Here is a 19007-nt window from a genome sequence, read left to right as displayed (position 1 = left end):
GCGGAGGCTGGATTGGGTGCTGCCATTGCCGGTTCCACGACATCCCCTTCCAGATGCGCACCAACCACGCGCGTCATCTTTCCGCCCTCGCCTTGAGATCCCAACATGATCGCTTTTCTACAACGGTATAACGTCGGCAAGCGCCTGACCTTTGCCTTCGGCACGCTGATTCTGCTGTCGTGCGGTCTGGTCGCCGCCGGCCTTTACACGCTGGGGCAGGCGCGCGACCGCATGGATACCGTGGTCAACCGCCAGGTCACGATCATGCAGCACCTGCAGGACATGACCAACACCACCTCAGTCATCGCCGTGCAACTACGCAACATCGTGATGCCGACCTCGCAGGAAGACAATCTGCGCTTTGCCGGCATCATCAAGAACCAGCTGAAGTCCTATGAGGACAGCCGCCGCACCTTGTACGTGTTCTCGGCATCGCCTGAAGCCACCGCGATCCGGCAACGGATCGACCAGGCCAGCGAAGAGGCCGGCAAGGCCAATGCCCAGGTCGCCGATCTGGGATTGAATGGCAAGTCCGACGAAGCGCTCGCACTGCTGCTGCAAAAGGCCGCACCGGCGACCGAACGCTGGCAGCAGGGCATCGCCGACTATGCCCAGCTGCAGCGCAAGCGCGCGACCGAAAATTATGCCGAGACCAACGCCGCGATGGCGCGTGGCCGTGCACTGTTGATCGGTGGCGGCCTGGCGGTGGTACTGGTCAGCGGCCTGCTGGGCCTGTTGATTACCCGCAGCCTGGTCCGTCCGCTGACCCAGGCCACCCGCGCCGCCGAAGCGATTGCCAACGGCAATCTCGACAACGACGTGCGCACCCAGTCCAACGACGAAACCGGCCGCCTGTTGCAGGCGATGGACCGCATGCAGGGCCAGGTGCGTAACCTCATCGCCGCCCAGCTGGACATGGCCAAGCGCCACGATGCCGGCGAGATCAGCTTTCGCATGGATGCCAGCGCATTCCCCGGCGATTTCGGCCGCATGACCCAGGACACCAACGAGCTGGTGGCCGCGCACATCAAGGTCAAGATGCAGACCATCCACCTGGTGGAGCGTTATGCGATCGGCGATCTGTCCGAAGACATGCCGCAATTGCCGGGCGAAAAGGCCGCCATCACCGCCGCGATGAATCAGGTCAAGGTGAACCTGATGACGATGAACACCGAGATCAAGCAGCTGGCGCAGGCCGCCGCCAACGGCGACTTCAGCGCACGCGGCAATGCCGAACAGTTCCAGTTCGACTTCCGCATCATGGTGGAAAGCCTCAACCACCTGATGGCCACCGCCGACGGCAATCTGCAGTCGTTGTCCGGCCTGTTGCAGTCGATCGCCGCCGGCGATCTCACCGCCCGCATGAGCGGCCAGTACCAGGGCGTGTTCGCGCAGATGCGCGACGACGCCAACGCCACCGCCGAACAACTGGCCAACATCGTGGGCCGCATCCAGACCGCCGCCGACGCGATCGGCCTGGCATCGGGCGAGATCGCCTCCGGCAACCAGGACCTGTCGCAGCGCACCGAACAACAGGCCGCCAATCTGGAAGAAACCGCCGCCTCGATGGAAGAGCTCACCTCCACCGTCAAGCAGAACGCCGAACACGCCAGCCAGGCCAATCAGCTCGCCATCGGCGCCGCTGCCGTGGCCTCGCAAGGCGGCGATGTGGTGGCCAAGGTGGTCACCACCATGTCCGACATCCAGACCTCCTCGAAGAAGATCGCTGAGATCATCAGCGTCATCGACGGCATCGCCTTCCAGACCAATATCCTGGCGTTGAATGCGGCGGTGGAAGCCGCACGTGCCGGCGAACAGGGACGCGGTTTCGCCGTGGTCGCCTCCGAGGTGCGCACGCTGGCACAGCGTTCGGCCGGCGCGGCCAAGGAGATCAAGCACCTGATCGACGATTCGGTCGGCAAGGTCACCCAGGGCACCATCCTGGTCGATCAGGCCGGCACCACCATGGCCGAAATCGTGGCCAGCGTGCAGCGCGTGACCAACATCATGGGCGAGATCTCCTCGGCATCGCAGGAGCAGTACGCGGGCATCGAACAGGTCAATCAGACCGTGACCCAGATGGACGAAACCACCCAGCAGAACGCCGCGCTGGTGGAAGAAGCCACTGCCGCTGCACGTGCAATGGAAGAGCAGGCCCAGCAGCTCACCGCAGCGGTTGCGGTGTTCAAGGTCGCCGAGAGCGCCCCGGCTGCACGTGCCACCGCTCGCCCCCGCAGCGTCAACGCGGTAGCGCCGGCCCGCGCGCCGCAGCTGCGTGCGACCAGGCATCCGTCCGCTCCCCTGGTTGCTGCCACGGGCACCGACAACTGGCGCGAGTTCTGAGCCATCACCAGCCGGTGCGCGCGCACCGGTCCTTGCTTGCCTCACGGCCGGTCCGGCATTGCCTGACCGGCCGTTTGCGTTCCAGGCTGCGCACCAGCGGGCGTGTGCGCAAGCCTTCTTGCTGCCTGCAGCCGGGTTCATCGGCTGCCTGGCTGCGCACTCGCAGGCCAGCGCGGGCATCGCTCCGACAAAACACGCTGCCGCCTCGCATTGCATATTGCCTAACCAACGGTCTGCGTGTGCGCAAGCGTCCTCACCACCCCCAAAACGACGTGAAATCGCACTTCACATGCGCAAGCAGATGCAGTGCCGATGGCGCCAGAAACGCCGCTTCCCGACAGCGTATGCAGGGCGATTCCTGACACCTCGCCACCAATCCCCTACCCGTTCCACACATGGGCATCACCTGCCTGATTGGCAGGTTTACCCATAACTTCAGCCATCTCAAAGCCGCACCGGAAACGCCGTTACTGGATCACGCATCACGTACAGCAGTGCTCCAGCGCCGGTGTGCAGCGCATGCGCCTTCGTTCTTCCATTGCCCAGGCCATTCCATGAATTCCTTTTTGCTCCGCTTCAACGTCGGCAAGCGCCTTTCGCTGGCATTCGGCATCCTGATCCTGCTGTCGTGTGCGTTGGTAGCCGCCGGGCTGTATACGCTCAGCCAGGCACGCGGACGCCTGGATACCATCGTCAACCGCAATATGGCGATGATCCAGTACGCCACCGACATGCTCGATGCCAATGCCACCATCTCGTTGAACCTGCGCAATATCGTGCTTCCCACCACCGCCGAGCAGAATCGGCAGTTCGGCGACATCATCGATGCCCAGCGCGCCCGCTACAAGGAACTGCGCGACAAGCTGTACGCCTTTCCCGCCGATGCGCAGGACCAGAAACTGCGCGACGCGCTGGACCACACGCGCGAACAGGCGCTTGCACACAACCAGCAAGTGCGTGAACTAGGCATTGCCGGCAAGGTCGATGAGGCCATGCCGATCCTGCTCGAACGCGCCGCACCGGCCACGCAACGCTGGCAGGATGCGATCCGCACCTACTCAGAGGCGCAACGCGAGAGCAGCCAGGAAGCGTACACGCAGGCCAATGACGCGATGGCGCGCGGCCGCAGCATGCTGATTGGCGGCGGTGTCGGCGTGGTGGTGCTCAGCGCCCTGCTGGCGTGGATGATTACCCGCAGCCTCACCGGCCCGCTGTCCCGCGCCTCCCGCGCTGCCGAAGCCATCGCCCAGGGCAAGCTCGATAACGACGTGCACAGCGACGCCAGCGACGAAACCGGTCGCCTGCTGCAGGCCATGGACACCATGCAGTCGCAGGTGCGCAACCTGATCACCGCGCAGCTGGACATGGCCAAGCGCCACGATGCCGGCCAGATCAGTTTCCGTATGGATGCCAGCGCGTTTCCGGGCGACTACGGCCGCATGGCGGGCGATACCAACGCATTGGTCGCCAGCCACATCGACACCCAGACCCGCACCATCCAGCTGGTCGAGCGCTATGCCATCGGCGATCTGAGCGAAGACATGGCGCAGTTGCCGGGTGAGAAGGCCGCGTTCACCACCGCGATGAACCAGGTCAAGCACAACCTGTCCACGATGAACCAGCAGATCGGTCATCTCGCACGTTCTGCAGCCAACGGCGATTTCAGCGCCCGTGGCGATGCCGCGCAGTTCCAGTACGACTTCCGCGTCATGGTGGAAAGCCTCAATCAGCTGATGTCCACCGCCGACAGCAGCCTGCAGTCGCTGTCGGGCATCCTGCAGGCCATCGCTGCCGGCGATCTCACCGCGCGCATGGATGGCGAGTTCCGCGGCGTGTTCGCACAGATGCGCGACGACGCCAACGCCACCGCCACGCAATTGGCCGGCATTGTCGGCCACATCCAGCAATCGGCGGTGTCGATCAATGCCGCTGCCAGCGAAATTGCCGCAGGTAATCAGGATCTGTCGCAGCGCACCGAGCAACAAGCGGCCAACCTGGAAGAAACCGCCGCCTCGATGGAAGAACTCACCTCCACCGTCAAGCAAAACGCCGAAAGCGCACGCCAGGCCAACCAGCTCGCCATCGGCGCAGCCGGCGTTGCCTCACAAGGTGGCGAGGTGGTGGCCAAGGTGGTGGACACCATGAGCGGCATCGAAGCCTCGTCCAAGCGCATTGCCGACATCATCAGCGTCATCGACGGCATCGCCTTCCAGACCAATATCCTGGCGTTGAATGCAGCGGTGGAAGCGGCGCGTGCCGGCGACCAGGGCCGTGGCTTTGCGGTGGTGGCCAGCGAAGTGCGCACCCTGGCGCAGCGGTCCTCCAGCGCGGCCAAGGAGATCAAGGACCTGATCGACGACTCCGTGCAACGCGTGGCGGCCGGTTCGGCCTTGGTGCACACCGCCGGCAAGACCATGGACGAAGTGGTCGCCAGCGTGCAGCGCGTCACCGACATCATGGGCGAGATCTCCGCTGCCTCGCAGGAACAGTCGGCCGGCATCGAGCAGGTCAACCAGACCGTCACCCAGATGGACGAAACCACCCAGCAGAACGCCGCACTGGTGGAAGAAGCCACCGCTGCCGCGCGTGCGATGGAAGAACAGGCCCAGCAACTCACCGAAGCGGTGGCGGTGTTCAAGGTCGACGAGCACGCACAGGTCACGCGCCAGCTGTCGAAGATCGCCAAGGCCTCTGCCCCCGCCCGCCCCCTCCCGCGTCCGGCCGCAGGGCCACGCGCTGTCGTGCAGCCACGCCGCAGCACCACGACGGAGGCTGCCAACCACACCGACTGGCAGGAGTTCTAAGCACCGGCAGCCGAGAGAAACACATCGGCGCGCCATGCTGCATCGACACAGGGTCCGACCTCTCCATCAGAGGGCCGGACCCTGCTTTTTGTCTGCGCTGCGACGTATGACAGCCTCAGCCGCGTGGTGCCCGATACAGGTAAGCCGCCCGGCAACGGTCCCCGCGTCTATCGCGCTTTCGGCACCGCTGGCACGCCCGGGGCCCTCGCCGATTCGGTATCGCCCGCATGACAGACAAGCAGATCGCATGAACCGCCGACCAGCTGACCGCCATCAAATACGCCCAATTCGATTTGACATATTTGGTCGTAAAACCCACGGCTTTTTAAACATTTTATTCCCAGCCCTCACATCACCTTCACATCAGTTTATTCAGCTCATCCGATTTGACGTTTTTCTACAAAAACCCGCTATTTTTTCAACATTTCCCGAATCGATTTATTCGCGTGGCGCTCACACGCATCGCCTCGCCCAGGCGACACACCATGAAAATTCGGCGTAAAAATCGCCGCAATTGTACTATTCAAAAATAAATATTTTAAACTTACGCAAATTTCGTAGCCGCGTATATAAATTTCAGATTAACGCTGGTATGCAAACGCTAAATACATCGATTATTCCGCCGTTACCTGACGCAGGGCCGCGCACTTACCTTGTCCGCAAGGCCGATGTTTACACATCCCCATCACTCGTCCAGGTAATGCCATGAACTCTCTCCTGCTTCGCTTCAACGTCGGACCCCGATTGGCTGCAGCGTTCACCGTTCTTATTCTGCTGTCCTGCCTTATCGCTCTTATCGGTTATCGCGGCCTTCACTCGGCACGCACGCTGGTCGATAGCCTGGTTCACGAGAACATGCTGAAGATCCGCCTGTCCAATGACATGATGAATGCAAATTACATCATCGCCGCGCAGGTGCGGAATGTGGTGATTCCCACCAGCGACGAGGAAAATCGCAAGTTCATCCAGGCAATCAAGGATGCACGTGCCGACTACGGCAAAGCCCATGACGCGCTGTATGCGACCAAGTCTTCCGAACAGGGTAAACAGATCCGCGCAGACATCGATCGACAGAGCGGGAACGTTCGGAAGTTGAACGATCAGGTGATCGACTTGGTGATGTCCGGTCAGACGGACGCAGCGACGTCCTTGCTGCTGACCAAGGCCGGGCCGGCGATGGAGCACTGGCAGGACACGATTGCCAGCAACATCAACCTGCAGGACAAACTGGCCGCCGAGGCCGCCGAGGCCGCCCTGGCCTCGATGGACGATTCGCGCAAGCTGCTGGTCGGCGGTTCGCTGTTGGTGGTCCTGCTGAGCGGCGCCTTGGGCCTGCTGATCACCCGTAGCCTGACCGGCCCGCTGGGCCGCGCCACCCGCGCTGCCGAAGCCATTGCCAATGGCAAGCTGGATAATGCCGTGCACAGCGACGCCAGCGACGAAACCGGTCGCCTGCTGCAGGCCATGGACACCATGCAGTCGCAGGTGCGCAACCTGATCACTGCGCAGCTGAACATGGCCAAGCGCCACGATGCCGGCCAGATCAGCTTCCGCATGGATGCCAGCGCGTTTCCGGGCGACTACGGCCGCATGGCCGGCGATACCAATGCATTGGTCGCCAGCCACATCGACACCCAGACCCGCACCATCCAGCTGGTCGAGCGCTATGCCATCGGCGATCTGAGCGAAGACATGGCGCAGCTGCCCGGCGAGAAGGCCGCGTTCACCGCTGCGATGAACCAGGTCAAGCGCAACCTGTCGACGATGAACCAGCAGATCGGCCATCTGGCCCAGGCTGCGGCCAACGGCGATTTCAGCGCTCGCGGCGATGCGGCGCAGTTCCAGTACGACTTCCGCGTGATGGTGGAAAGCCTCAACCAGCTGATGTCCACCGCCGATGGCAGCCTGCAGTCGCTGTCGGGCATCCTGCAGGCCATCGCTGCCGGCGATCTCACCGCGCGCATGGATGGCGAGTTCCGCGGCGTGTTCGCGCAGATGCGCGACGATGCCAATGCCACCGCCACGCAATTGGCCGGCATTGTCGGACGCATCCAGCAGTCGGCCACCTCCATCAATGCGGCCGCCAGCGAAATCGCTGCCGGCAACCAGGACCTGTCGCAGCGCACCGAGCAGCAGGCTGCCAATCTGGAAGAAACCGCTGCCTCGATGGAAGAGCTCACCTCCACCGTCAAGCAGAATGCCGAAAGCGCACGCCAGGCCAACCAGCTCGCCATCGGCGCGGCCGGTGTCGCCTCGCAGGGCGGCGAGATCGTCAGCAAGGTCGTGCAGACCATGAGCGGCATCGAAGCCTCGTCCAAGAAGATCGCCGACATCATCTCCGTCATCGACGGCATCTCCTTCCAGACCAACATCCTGGCCTTGAACGCGGCCGTGGAAGCGGCGCGTGCCGGCGAACAGGGCCGTGGCTTTGCGGTGGTCGCCAGTGAAGTGCGCACCCTCGCCCAGCGCTCGACCGCGGCGGCCAAGGAGATCAAGAGCCTGATCGACGACTCCGTGCAACGCGTCACCGACGGCTCGGTGCTGGTGCACAGCGCCGGCAAGACCATGGGCGAGATCGTCTCCAGCGTGCAGCGCGTCACCGACATCATGGGCGAGATCTCCGCCGCATCGCAGGAGCAGTCCTCCGGCATCGAGCAGGTCAACCAGACCGTCACCCAGATGGACGAAACCACCCAGCAGAACGCCGCATTGGTGGAAGAAGCCACCGCTGCCGCACGTGCAATGGAAGAACAGGCCCAGCAACTCAGCGCGGCAGTGGCGGTGTTCAAGATCGACGACCACTCCCAGGTCGCACGCACCTTGTCGGTGATTGCCGCAGCATCCGCCAGGCCCCCCGTCGCCCCGCGCATGGCCGGGTATCCGCGTGGCGTGCCCCAGGCCGGCACGACGGGTTGGCAGGAGTTCTGATTTTTTCCGGAAAAATTTCCGGCAACTCCGCTGAAAAAGACCGCATTGCGCAAGCAATGCGGCCTTTTTTTACATGCGCGCTACGCTTCAGCCGGCGACCGCTATTGTGCATCGCAACACTTGCAGTGGCAGACTAGAGCTCGGTCTACATGCTGCGAAGGCGACAACGCACGGTGATACCCATCAGTGACGCGCTATGGGCACAAGTGGAGCCCCTGCTGCCGCCGCCACGCCGGGACAAACGCCCCTACCAGCGACAGCCGGGCGGCGGACGCAAGCGCCAACCCGCGCGCAAGACGTTTGAAGCCATCGTCTACGTGCTGCGCGAAGGATGTGCCTGGCAACGGTTGCCCGCACACATGGGCAGCGCCAGCACCGTGCACCGCTACTTCAACAAATGGCTGCAGGCCGGCGTGTTTCACGCCATCTGGGTCCGCGGGCTGGCCGATCACGCCGATCTGCGTGGGCTGCACTGGATCAGCACACCGCTCCACACCGCCCCCGGGCAGGTGCGCTGGAAGCCGGTAAAGGCGCCTCCTGCTGCACTTGCATGCGGCCCCCATTCGAACACCTCGGCGCAGACTCGCGGCCCGGCAGCCGGGCTGGCGCACACCATGCGGCAGTTTATTTCGGGATGCGATAGTTAAGTTCTATTTAATCAGCCGTTACCGGTAGCGGCTCATTACTCAGTCGACTCCCGAGACCCCCGCATATGAAATTCCTCCAATCCCTGAAGGTCGGCCAGCGCCTGGCGCTCGGCTTCGGCCTGTTATTGCTGTTGATCGGTACTTCAACTGCGTTGTCGCTATACCAATTCAACTCCGTCCAGAACAGCGTCACCAACATCCTGGACAACAACAACTACAAGACCGAATTGCTCAGCCAGATGCGCGAAGCGAGCCTGCTCAACGAGCGTTATCTGCGCGACCTGGTGCTCGCCGACCCAGATAAGCAAGAGGCGCTGAGCGCGATCATTCAAACGAACCGCGAGGCCTACAACAAGGCATGGGAAGCGCTGCAGCGCCTGCCCGGCACCGCAAAGGGCATGGCCGAACGCAAGGCAATCCTGCAGGCCCAGGTCCAGGGGCGCGCCAGCAGCAACAAGGTCATGGAGCTGGCCAAGGCCGGCGATAGCGCCCAGGCACGCATCGTGCTCAACGAACAGGCCGCGCCACTGGGCGAAAAACGTGCCGAAACCATCCGCCAGGCCGTGCAGACCCAGAAGGAACAGAACGCGATCGGCGCCGACGCGATCGACACGGCGATCACGCTGTCCAACCGCGCACTCACCGGTTTCGGCGTCCTGGCTGCGCTGATCGGCGTGACGCTGGCCTGGCTGATCACCCGTAGCCTGACCCGCCCACTGTCCAAGGCCACCGCCGTCGCCGACGCGATCGCACGCGGCAAGCTGGACAGCGTGATCGAGCCACAACCCCAGGACGAAACCGGGCACCTGCTGCGGACCATGCAAAGCATGCAGCAGCAGGTCAGTCAGCTGATCGCTGCGCAGCTGGACATGGCCAAGCGTCACGATGCCGGCCAGATCAGTTTCCGCATGGATGCCAGCGCGTTTCCGGGCGAATTCGGCCGCATGGCCGGCGACACCAATGCATTGGTCGCCAGCCACATCGACACCCAGACCCGCACCATCCAGCTGGTCGAGCGCTATGCCATCGGCGACCTCAGCGAGGACATGGTGCAGCTGCCGGGCGAAAAGGCTGCCTTCACTGCGGCCATGAACCAGGTCAAGCACAACCTGTCGACGATGAACCTGCAGATCGGCGATCTGGCACGTGCGGCCGCTAATGGCGACTTCAGCGCACGCGGCGACGCCGAACTTTTCCAATACGATTTCCGCGTGATGGTGGAAAGCCTCAACCAGTTGATGTCCACCGCAGACGGTAATCTGCAGTCGCTGTCTGCCTTGTTGCAGGCCATCGCCGCCGGCGACCTGACCGCGCGCATGAGTGGCGAGTTCCGCGGTGTGTTCGCGCAAATGCGCGACGACGCCAATGCCACCGCCGAGCAGTTGGCCAGCATCGTCGGACATATCCAGCAATCTGCAGTGTCGATCAAGAGCGCCGCCAGCGAGATCGCCGCCGGTAACCAGGACCTGTCGCAGCGCACCGAGCAGCAGGCGGCCAACCTGGAAGAAACTGCCGCTTCGATGGAAGAGCTCACCTCCACCGTCCGGCAGAACGCCGAAGGCGCCCGCCAGGCCAACCAGCTCGCGATCGGCGCCGCCAGCGTGGCGTCGGAAGGCGGCGCGGTGGTCGGCAAGGTCGTCGAGACCATGGCCGGCATCGAAGCCTCATCCAAGCGCATTGCCGACATCATCAGCGTCATCGACGGCATTTCCTTCCAGACCAACATCCTGGCCTTGAACGCGGCCGTGGAAGCGGCACGCGCCGGCGAACAGGGCCGTGGCTTTGCGGTGGTCGCCAGCGAAGTGCGCACCCTCGCCCAGCGCTCGACCGCAGCAGCCAAGGAGATCAAGGGTCTGATCGACGATTCGGTGCAGCGTGTGGCGGCCGGTTCGGCCTTGGTGCACACCGCCGGCAAGACCATGGACGAAGTGGTCGCCAGCGTGCAGCGCGTCACCGACATCATGGGCGAGATCTCCGCCGCCTCGCAGGAACAGTCGGCCGGCATCGAGCAGGTCAACCAGACCGTCACCCAGATGGACGAAACCACCCAGCAGAACGCCGCACTGGTGGAAGAAGCCACCGCTGCCGCGCGTGCGATGGAAGAACAGGCAACCCAGCTTACCGACGCGGTTGCGGTGTTCAAGATCGACGACCACGCACAGGTCACACCCGCGTTGTCGGTGGTCGCCAGCGCATCTACCAAGGCATTCCCGGTGCATCGCGCGGCTGCACGTTCCAGCAGCATCACCCCGCCGCGTCGCCGCGTCGCAGGCGTGGCGGCCGATGCCGGCGGTTGGCAGGAGTTCTGAGGACCGCCAGCTGCGCGATCACGCGATTGCGCGGCTGGCGGGCGCTGCGCTCGGCGTCGGCCTGTAGACCTGGATTCGGGTTCCGAACGCCGGCCACCCCAACCGCATCGGCGCCCGTGGTGTTCTGTCGCCGCTCATGCACCATCGCCAGGCACCACAGTCACATCGGGCGCCGAGGCGTCACCGCCGGAGCGCATTGAGGACATTTGATCCGCTGCTGGCGGATGTTGAGGGTCGCGTCCTTGCGAGGGGACGCGGCCCTTTCTTTTTTAGCGTGTGATCGATGGGTCAGCGCACCACGAGCGTCCGAAGCCCTCCTTATATTTCACGTTTTCATAACTTTCATCCATCTCACGGCGGCAAGAGACAACCCCGGCTGAAACCGCTTACAGGTCAGAAAAACTCCGATCAGCGCATATTTTGTGACTTTGCCTGCGAAAAACGATCAATTTCGCACTTAAGCAGCCGCTACTGACCTCACGCATTCGTAACGCCCTCCCCCGGGCAAGGTCGACTCCCTCATGCACTCTTTCAACCGGCTCTCGGTCGGCACCCGACTGTCCGCGCTTCTCACGCTGGTCATTGCCCTCTCCCTTGGCCTGCTGGCCATGACCATCTATCGCCAGTCCGCCAGCGGTATCGAATCCCAGGTCAAGGCCGAACTACGCTCCAGCACGCGGCTGATGCAGCAGTCGGTGGCGATGTACGACGTCACCCTCACCGAAGGCACCCAGCGCCTGGGCAGCGTGTTCGACGACATGCTTCCCGCCGGCGCACGCGAACTCGACACTGCCACCACCGTGACCATCGGCGAGCAGAACACGCCGTCGCTACGTGCCGGAACGCAGACGCTCAACCTCAACTTCAACGTGGTGGACCGCTTTGCGCAGGCCACCGGCGGTGTCGCGACGATCTTCGCGCGTACCGGCGACGACTTCGTGCGCATCACCACCTCGCTGCGCAACAAGCAGAACGAGCGCGTGATCGGCACCCTGCTCGACCGCAAGGGCAAGGCCTATGCAGCACTGGCCGCAGGCAAGGCCTTCACCGGTCAGGCGCAGCTGTTCGGCGAGCAGTACATGACCCACTATCAGCCGCTGCGCAATGCCGCCGGCGACGTGATCGGCGCGCTGTTCGTCGGCCGCAACTACACCCAGGGACTGGCCGCGCTCAAGTCGCAGGTCAGCACCACCACGCTGGGCCAGGACGGTTACTTCGTCATCGTGGATATGGCCCCCGGCGAGCATCAAGGCCAGGTCATCGCCGCGCCGCCGGGCACGCCCGCCACGCTGGCGACCCTGGTGCCGGCCAACCAGCAGGCACTGCTGCAATCGGTGCTGGACGGCAAGTTGCCCAGCGCCAGCCTGCAGTTGCGCGACGCCAAGGGCAACAGCCAGGCATTCGAAGTCACTGCGCAGCGCTACGCAGCGTGGCAATGGGCGGTGATCGGCGCCCAGCCGCGCAGCGCCATCGACGGTCCGCTGGATGCGTTGATGGGCAGCATGCTGCTGTTCTCGCTGGTGGTGCTGATGCTGTGCATCGCGGTGGTGTTCATCGCCGCACGCAAGATGATCACCCGGCCATTGCTGGCGGTGGAGCGCGTGCTTGGCGACGTCGCCGCCGGGCGCCTGGACAACCCGATCGAGATCGACCGGCACGACGAACTCGGTCGCCTGCTGGGCAGCGCCCGCACCATGCGCGACGATCTGCGCGCGCGCCTGCAGCGCGACCATCTGATCGCCAGCGAGGCACTGCGCGTGCGCACCGCGCTGGACGACGTCAGCACCAACGTGATGATCGCCGACGCCGACCGCCGCATCGTGTATGCCAACCGTCCGTTGCAGCGCATGCTCACCAGCGTGCAGGATGCGCTGCGCCGCGACCTGCCCAGCTTCGATGTCGATGCCCTCAGCGATACCCGCATCGATCAGTTCCACCGCAACGCCGCGCAACACGCCGACATGCTGGCACGGCTCAGCGGCGCGCATACCGCACAGATCGAGGTCGGTGGCCGCATCCTGCGCGAAGTGGTCAGCCCGGTCCTGGACGCGGCCGGCGAACGCATGGGCTATGTGGTCGAGTGGGCCGACCGCACCCAGGAAGTACAGGTCGAACATGAAGTCGCACGCATTGTCCAGGCGGCCGCCGCAGGCGACCTGAGCGAGCGTGTCGGCCTGGAAGGCAAGCACGGCTTCCTGCTGCTGCTCGCCCAGCAGCTCAACGCGCTGCTGGACAACAACGCCGACGGTCTGTCGCGCGTGTCGTCGCTGCTCTCGTCGCTGTCGCAAGGCGATCTGACCGCGCGCATGGAAGGCGACCTGCAAGGCGTGTTCGCCACCATTCGCGACGATGCCAACGCCACTGCCGACCAGCTCGCCGGCATCGTGCGCCGGATCAAGGACTCGTCGCTGGCGATCAACTCGGCCGCCACCGAAATCGCCACCGGCAATGGCGACCTGTCGCGGCGCACCGAACAGCAAGCCGCCGCACTGGAAGAAACCGCCGCCTCGATGGAAGAGCTCACCGCCACCGTCAAGCAGAACGCCGACAACGCCGACCAGGCCAACCGGTTGGTGCTGGATGCCGCCGGCGTGGCGGCCCAGGGCGGCGATGTGGTCGACCGCGTGGTCACCACCATGGCCGAGATCGACGCCTCGTCCAAGAAGATCGCCGAGATCATCAGCGTGATCGATGGCATCGCTTTCCAGACCAATATCCTGGCCTTGAACGCCGCAGTGGAAGCCGCTCGCGCCGGCGAACAGGGGCGTGGCTTTGCCGTGGTGGCGTCGGAAGTCCGCACGCTGGCACAGCGCTCGGCTGCCGCCGCCAAGGAGATCAAGCACCTGATCGAAGACTCGGTCACCCGCATCGGCAACGGTGCCACACTCGCCGCCGAAGCAGGCAGCACCATGCAGCAGGTGGTGAGCTCGGTGCAGCGCGTCACCGGCATCATGGGCGAGATCACCAGCGCCTCGCGCGAGCAGGCCGCCGGCATCACCCAGGTCAATCAGACCGTGACCCAGATGGACGAAACCACCCAGCAGAACGCCGCATTGGTGGAGGAAGCCACCGCAGCGGCACGTGCGATGGAAGACCAGGCCGCGCAGTTGGTGGACGCGGTGGCGGTGTTCCGCCTGGAGCAGCAGGATCGCCTGAGCACCTTGCTGGCCAGCGCACGCCAGTGCTACAGCTGATGTAACGGCCAGGCCGATGACGCACCCAGTGCGCGCCGTCGGCCAGGGACGAGGCAGGCGAGGCGCCGCCATGCGCAATGCGGCGCACGCCGCCGCGTCGTAGCGCGGTGACGCGTCACCCACCCATTGCCCAAGGTCGGCCGGCGCCTCGCCCAGGCGAAGCGCCGGCAAGGACCAGGCTGTCACACAACTTAAAGATTTGATATTGCCGCCGATATCTAGGCGTCGCCGGGAAACCATCCGGGCGCAATCCCGCTGCCACTGTGCCTGTGCCCATGTCCCAAGGCGATACCTCAGAGCTGGACCAAGACGCCGACGATCTCGCCAACGGTGACGAGCGCTATCTGCTGCAAAACAGGCGCCAGATCCGCGGCCTGCTGCGCCAGCTGCTCGACCAGCGCGCCATCGTGACCATGCACGTGGCCGGCCGCGACATGGCCGTGCCTACCGCCGTGCTGGAGGTGGACGAGGACGACGACTGCGTGATCCTGGACGGCAGCCACAACGACACCTCCAACCGCGCCATCGAAGACGCCAAGTTCCTGCTCTGCTACGCCCAGCTGGAGCGGATCAACATCCGCTTCCGGCTGGAAACCGTGCAACGGATCGAACGCGACACGCACGTCGCCTTCCGCGCCGACCTGCCCTCCACGATGTATCACATGCAGCGGCGCGAATCGTACCGGCTGGCAACCCCGATCACCGACTCGCCCATCTGCACCATTCGCCAGGACGACGCCCAGGGCGAGACGCTGAATCTGCAGGTGCGCGTGATCGACATCAGCAGTGGCGGATTGGCCGTCGCACTGACCGATGGCATGCCGCTGCTGGAACCGCAACGCACCTACCGAAACTGCACGCTGCAACTGCCCGACACCGCACCCATCGCGCTGCCCCTGACGGTGTGCAGCCAGTACAAGCAGGCGCTGCCCAACGGCAGCGAAGGATTTCGCATCGGCATGAAATTCAGCGACTTGCCGCGTGGTGCGGACGAAACCATCCAGCGCTACATCTTCCGGATCGACCGCCAGCGCAACGCGCGCAAGAGCGGCGTGTTCTGAACTGACCCGCACCGGATGCCGTACATACCTAAAGTTGCTGCGCACCTCGCCGATGTAGCTAAGGCATCGCTTTCTTGCTGCAGCTTTCTGCCGCACCCTCACACTCAGCCGCAACGCCCGGAGTTTCCATGAACGATAAAAGCACTGCCACCGGCACAGGTGGTGAATTCCTCAGCTTCGCCCTGGGCGAAGAACACTACGGCGTGGACATCCTGAAGGTGCAGGAAATCCGCGGCTACGATTCGGTCACCCGTCTGCCGGACGCGCCCGACTACATCAAGGGTGTGATCAACCTGCGCGGCACCATCGTGCCGGTGATCGACCTGCGCCTGAAGCTGCGCCTGAAAGAAGCGCGCTACGACGCCTTCACCGTGATGATCGTGCTCAATGTCGAAGACCGCGTGGTCGGCATCGTGGTGGACAGCGTCTCCGACGTGATCCCGCTCAACGACGACCAGATCCGCCCGACGCCCGAATTCGGCGCTTCGGTCGATACCCGCTTCATCTCCGGCATCGGCACCCAGGACGATCGGATGCTGATCCTGCTGGATATCGAAACCCTGCTGGACAGCGCCGAACTCGGCCAGCAGCACCTGGCGGAAGAAGCTGCGTGATGCAGCGTCACTGACAACCGCCGTACCGGCCTGACCGCGTCTGCGGCGCCTGGCGATTGCAGCTAAGACCATCTGGTGTCGGGAGCGCCCTGACACCAGATGCACCACACGCTTGATTTGTGACTTAAATCACATTCTTTGGATTCAAGTTGAACGCCGGCTAGCCGATAGCTGAATAGAAGCCCGCGAACACAAACGGGTCAACGTTCGACTTTTGATTCTGGAGAATCCCAATGAAGTTCCTGCTCTCGCTCCTCCCCGTTGCTGCGCTCGTCATCGTTGCTCCCACGTTGTCGGCCCAGTCGCAGGAAATGATTCCGCCGGAAATGGCGACCCGTTTCGTCGGCAAGGACGGCATGGTATGCGGCAAGGTCGAAAAGGCCAAGTACGCGCAGAGCTCGGAAGGCGAACCCACCTTCCTGTACATGGGTGGCATGTTCCCGCGCCACACCTTCTCGGCCCGCATCAATGGCGCCAACCGCGGCAAGTTCAGCTTCGCCCCGGAAACCCTGGAAGGCAAGGACGTCTGCGTCCTCGGCAAGATCCAGCGCGACAGCTCGCGTGCCGAAATCGAAGTCAGCTCGCCGGCCAGCCTGAAGCTCGCCACCATCAAGTAATTGCATGGTGCATCGCCACGCCTTGCGCGTGGCGTTGTGCTGTCTGCGTTATGCGCACTGACCTTCTATGGGAATCGTGTCAATGCAATGGATCAACAATCTGAAATTGATGCCCAAGCTGATGCTTGCATTCGGCATTGTGCTGCTGATCTTGCTGGTGCAGGGCGTCATCGCCTACTCGGGCCTGGCCTCGCTCAACAACGTCACCAGTGACCTGGCTGGCAACACCATGTCCAGCGTGCGCGAAGCAGGCGACCTGCGCGGCATGCTTGGCGAATTCCGCAACTCGTCCTATCAGGGGCTGGTCCGCGCCAGCGACACGGTCAAGGCCGAAGCCAAGGCCCGTGCCACCGAGCTGGACGGCCAGATCCAGGCAACGATCAAGGACTATCCCCGCCTGATCGAAAGCCCGGAGCAGAAGAAGCTGTTCGCCAACTTTGTTGCGGACTGGAAGAAGGCTTCGGCCTCCTACGCCAGCGTCAACGAAATGCTGGAACTGAATCTGCCCGACGATGCCGTGGATACCTTCGTCGGCGAGACGCGCACGCTGCACGCCAAGGCGCAGGCATCGCTGGCTGCATTGATCGCCGAAGACAACCGTCTGGCGCAGGCAGCCAAAAGCAAGGCCGAAAACGTCCATGCGACCTCGGTCACCCTGACCGTGGTGGTGCTGCTGATCGGCGTCGCCGGTGGCTTGGGCCTGGCCTTCCTGTTCGCACGTTCCATCGTGCGCAGCATGCGCGGCGCGGTCAGCACCGCCACCGAGATTGCCGGCGGCAAGCTGGATGGCCAGATCAATGTGCAGGGCAAGGATGAAGTGGGCGAGTTGATGCGCTCCATGCAGCGCATGCAGCGGGATCTGAAGGAGCGCATCGAACGCGATCAGAAGATCGCCGACGAGAACCTGCGTATCCGCACTGCGCTGGACAAGTCCTCCACCGGCACCTTCATCACCGATACCGATCGGACCATCATCTACGCCAACGAGGCGTTCCTGAAGCTGGTGACGCATTACGAAGGCAGCATCCGTCTGTCCGCGCCCGAGTTCGATGCCGGCAATGTCATCGGCCAGCACATCAGCTACCTCGGCCTGCCCGAAGCGACTGTGCGCAACGCCATTGCTACGCTGGAACGCGACGGCATCACCAGCTTCGAAGAGCGCTACGGCGAGTTCGTGGTGATGCAGACCGTCACCGTCATCAAGAACGAGCAAGGCGAAGCGAGCGGCGATGTCTGCGAATGGCGCGACCGCACCATCGAAGTCCAGGTCGAAGACGAAGTGGCCCGCATCGTGCGCGCCGCTGCCAGCGGCGACATGAGCGGCCGGGTGGAAACCGACGGCAAGCAGGGCTTCTTCCTGCAGCTGGCCCAGCAGCTCAACGGCTTGCTGGACGCCAATGCCGGCAGCCTGCAACAGATCTCCGCCCTGCTCTCTGCGCTGTCGCGTGGCGACCTGACCGTACGCATGGAAGGCGAGTTCAGCGGCGTGTTCGCGCAGATGCGCGACGATGCCAATGCCACCGCCACCCAGCTTGCCGACATTGTCGGGCGCATCAAGGTCTCGTCCACCGCGATCAATTCGGCGGCCGGCGAAATCGCCTCGGGCAATAGCGACCTGTCGCATCGCACCGAGCAGCAGGCCGCCAACCTGGAAGAAACCGCTGCCTCGATGGAAGAGCTCACCTCCACCGTCAGGCAGAACGCCGAAAGCGCACGTCAGGCCAATCAACTGGCCATCGGCGCTACCGGTGTGGCCTCGCAGGGCGGCGACGTGGTCTCGCAGGTGGTCACCACCATGTCGGGCATCGAAGCTTCGTCCAAGAAGATCGCAGACATCATCTCGGTCATCGACGGGATCGCGTTCCAGACCAACATCCTGGCCCTGAACGCTGCGGTGGAAGCCGCACGTGCCGGCGAACAGGGACGCGGCTTTGCCGTGGTCGCCTCGGAAGTGCGGACCCTGGCACAGCGCTCGGCCGCAGCGGCCAAGGAGATCAAGGGCTTGATCGACGACTCCGTGCACAAGGTGGCCGAAGGCTCGGCATTGGTGCGCAAGGCCGGCACCACCATGGCCGAGATCGTTGCCAGCGTGCAGCGCGTCACCGACATCATGGGCGAGATCTCCGCTGCCTCGCAGGAGCAGTCGGCCGGCATCGAGCAGGTCAACCAGACCATCACCCAGATGGACGAGACCACCCAGCAGAATGCCGCCCTGGTGGAAGAAGCCATGGCTGCCGCCCGCTCGATGGAAGAGCAGGCCGGTCATCTGGCCGAAGCGGTCTCGGTGTTCAAGCTGGACGAGCCGGCCGCGCACGTCGCCCCGCCCGCACGCCTGCAGGCGGTCGCCTCGCGCCCGGTCGCAGTGAAGAGCGCAGCCAAACCGGTAGCGCATGCAACGGCAGCGACGCCGCACGCCAAGCCAAAGGCCGCACTGGCCGACGGTAACTGGCAGGAGTTCTGATCCACCGCTGTCTCCCACAACGCCCCGGC

Annotated in this window: 10 protein-coding genes; all 10 read left to right on the top strand. The window is 63.9% G+C overall.

The window, feature by feature from the left end:
- The first annotated feature begins 105 nt into the window (after positions 1–105).
- The 10 genes from GGR61_RS02960 (at position 106) to GGR61_RS02915 (ending at position 18978) form a co-directional block, all read left to right on the top strand.
- Positions 106–2343 carry a methyl-accepting chemotaxis protein gene (locus GGR61_RS02960; RefSeq protein WP_184620395.1) on the top strand — a complete coding sequence of 746 codons (2238 nt, stop codon included), beginning with the start codon at positions 106–108 and terminating at the stop codon, positions 2341–2343.
- Positions 2344–2897: 554 nt separating this feature from the next.
- Entirely contained in the window at positions 2898–5147 is a 2250-nt protein-coding gene (locus GGR61_RS02955; protein WP_184620394.1) for a methyl-accepting chemotaxis protein, read from the top strand.
- Positions 5148–5852: 705 nt separating this feature from the next.
- The gene (locus GGR61_RS02950; protein ID WP_184620393.1) at positions 5853–8075 is read left to right on the top strand and encodes a methyl-accepting chemotaxis protein; all 2223 of its coding nucleotides are present in this window, start codon (positions 5853–5855) and stop codon (positions 8073–8075) included.
- A gap of 149 nt (positions 8076–8224) precedes the next feature.
- Positions 8225–8722, top strand: coding sequence for a transposase (locus GGR61_RS02945; protein WP_184620392.1), 498 nt, complete (start codon positions 8225–8227; stop codon positions 8720–8722).
- Between the two features lie 65 nt (positions 8723–8787).
- Positions 8788–11031, top strand: a complete 2244-nt coding sequence (locus tag GGR61_RS02940) for a methyl-accepting chemotaxis protein (protein ID WP_184620391.1) — start codon at positions 8788–8790, stop codon at positions 11029–11031.
- Between the two features lie 521 nt (positions 11032–11552).
- Complete coding sequence (locus GGR61_RS02935) at positions 11553–14225, top strand: Cache 3/Cache 2 fusion domain-containing protein (RefSeq protein WP_184620390.1); 2673 nt, start codon at positions 11553–11555, stop codon at positions 14223–14225.
- A gap of 275 nt (positions 14226–14500) precedes the next feature.
- Positions 14501–15286 carry a flagellar brake protein gene (locus GGR61_RS02930; protein WP_184620389.1) on the top strand — a complete coding sequence of 262 codons (786 nt, stop codon included), beginning with the start codon at positions 14501–14503 and terminating at the stop codon, positions 15284–15286.
- A 128-nt stretch (positions 15287–15414) separates the two neighbouring features.
- A complete protein-coding gene (locus GGR61_RS02925; protein ID WP_184408632.1) occupies positions 15415–15900 on the top strand; it encodes a chemotaxis protein CheW in 486 nt (161 codons plus the stop codon).
- A gap of 233 nt (positions 15901–16133) precedes the next feature.
- A complete protein-coding gene (locus GGR61_RS02920) occupies positions 16134–16517 on the top strand; it encodes a hypothetical protein (RefSeq protein ID WP_184408633.1) in 384 nt (127 codons plus the stop codon).
- Positions 16518–16599: 82 nt separating this feature from the next.
- Entirely contained in the window at positions 16600–18978 is a 2379-nt protein-coding gene (locus GGR61_RS02915; protein WP_184620388.1) for a methyl-accepting chemotaxis protein, read from the top strand.
- The last annotated feature ends 29 nt before the right edge of the window (positions 18979–19007 follow it).

The organism is Xanthomonas sp. 3058, assembly GCF_014199765.1.
GTDB classification, from domain to species: Bacteria; Pseudomonadota; Gammaproteobacteria; order Xanthomonadales; family Xanthomonadaceae; genus Xanthomonas; species Xanthomonas campestris_B.
Note: the sequence above shows the minus strand (reverse complement) of the source record. Positions and strands in the feature narration are given on the sequence as shown.

What these genes read in the sequence shown, in the direction of transcription:
- GGR61_RS02960 (WP_184620395.1), top strand. Translation starts at nt 106, where the DNA reads ATGATCGCTTTTCTACAACGGTATAACGTCGGCAAGCGCCTGACCTTT.
- GGR61_RS02955 (WP_184620394.1), top strand. Translation starts at nt 2,898, where the DNA reads ATGAATTCCTTTTTGCTCCGCTTCAACGTCGGCAAGCGCCTTTCGCTG.
- GGR61_RS02950 (WP_184620393.1), top strand. Translation starts at nt 5,853, where the DNA reads ATGAACTCTCTCCTGCTTCGCTTCAACGTCGGACCCCGATTGGCTGCA.
- GGR61_RS02945 (WP_184620392.1), top strand. Translation starts at nt 8,225, where the DNA reads ATGCTGCGAAGGCGACAACGCACGGTGATACCCATCAGTGACGCGCTA.
- GGR61_RS02940 (WP_184620391.1), top strand. Translation starts at nt 8,788, where the DNA reads ATGAAATTCCTCCAATCCCTGAAGGTCGGCCAGCGCCTGGCGCTCGGC.
- GGR61_RS02935 (WP_184620390.1), top strand. Translation starts at nt 11,553, where the DNA reads ATGCACTCTTTCAACCGGCTCTCGGTCGGCACCCGACTGTCCGCGCTT.
- GGR61_RS02930 (WP_184620389.1), top strand. Translation starts at nt 14,501, where the DNA reads ATGTCCCAAGGCGATACCTCAGAGCTGGACCAAGACGCCGACGATCTC.
- GGR61_RS02925 (WP_184408632.1), top strand. Translation starts at nt 15,415, where the DNA reads ATGAACGATAAAAGCACTGCCACCGGCACAGGTGGTGAATTCCTCAGC.
- GGR61_RS02920 (WP_184408633.1), top strand. Translation starts at nt 16,134, where the DNA reads ATGAAGTTCCTGCTCTCGCTCCTCCCCGTTGCTGCGCTCGTCATCGTT.
- GGR61_RS02915 (WP_184620388.1), top strand. Translation starts at nt 16,600, where the DNA reads ATGCAATGGATCAACAATCTGAAATTGATGCCCAAGCTGATGCTTGCA.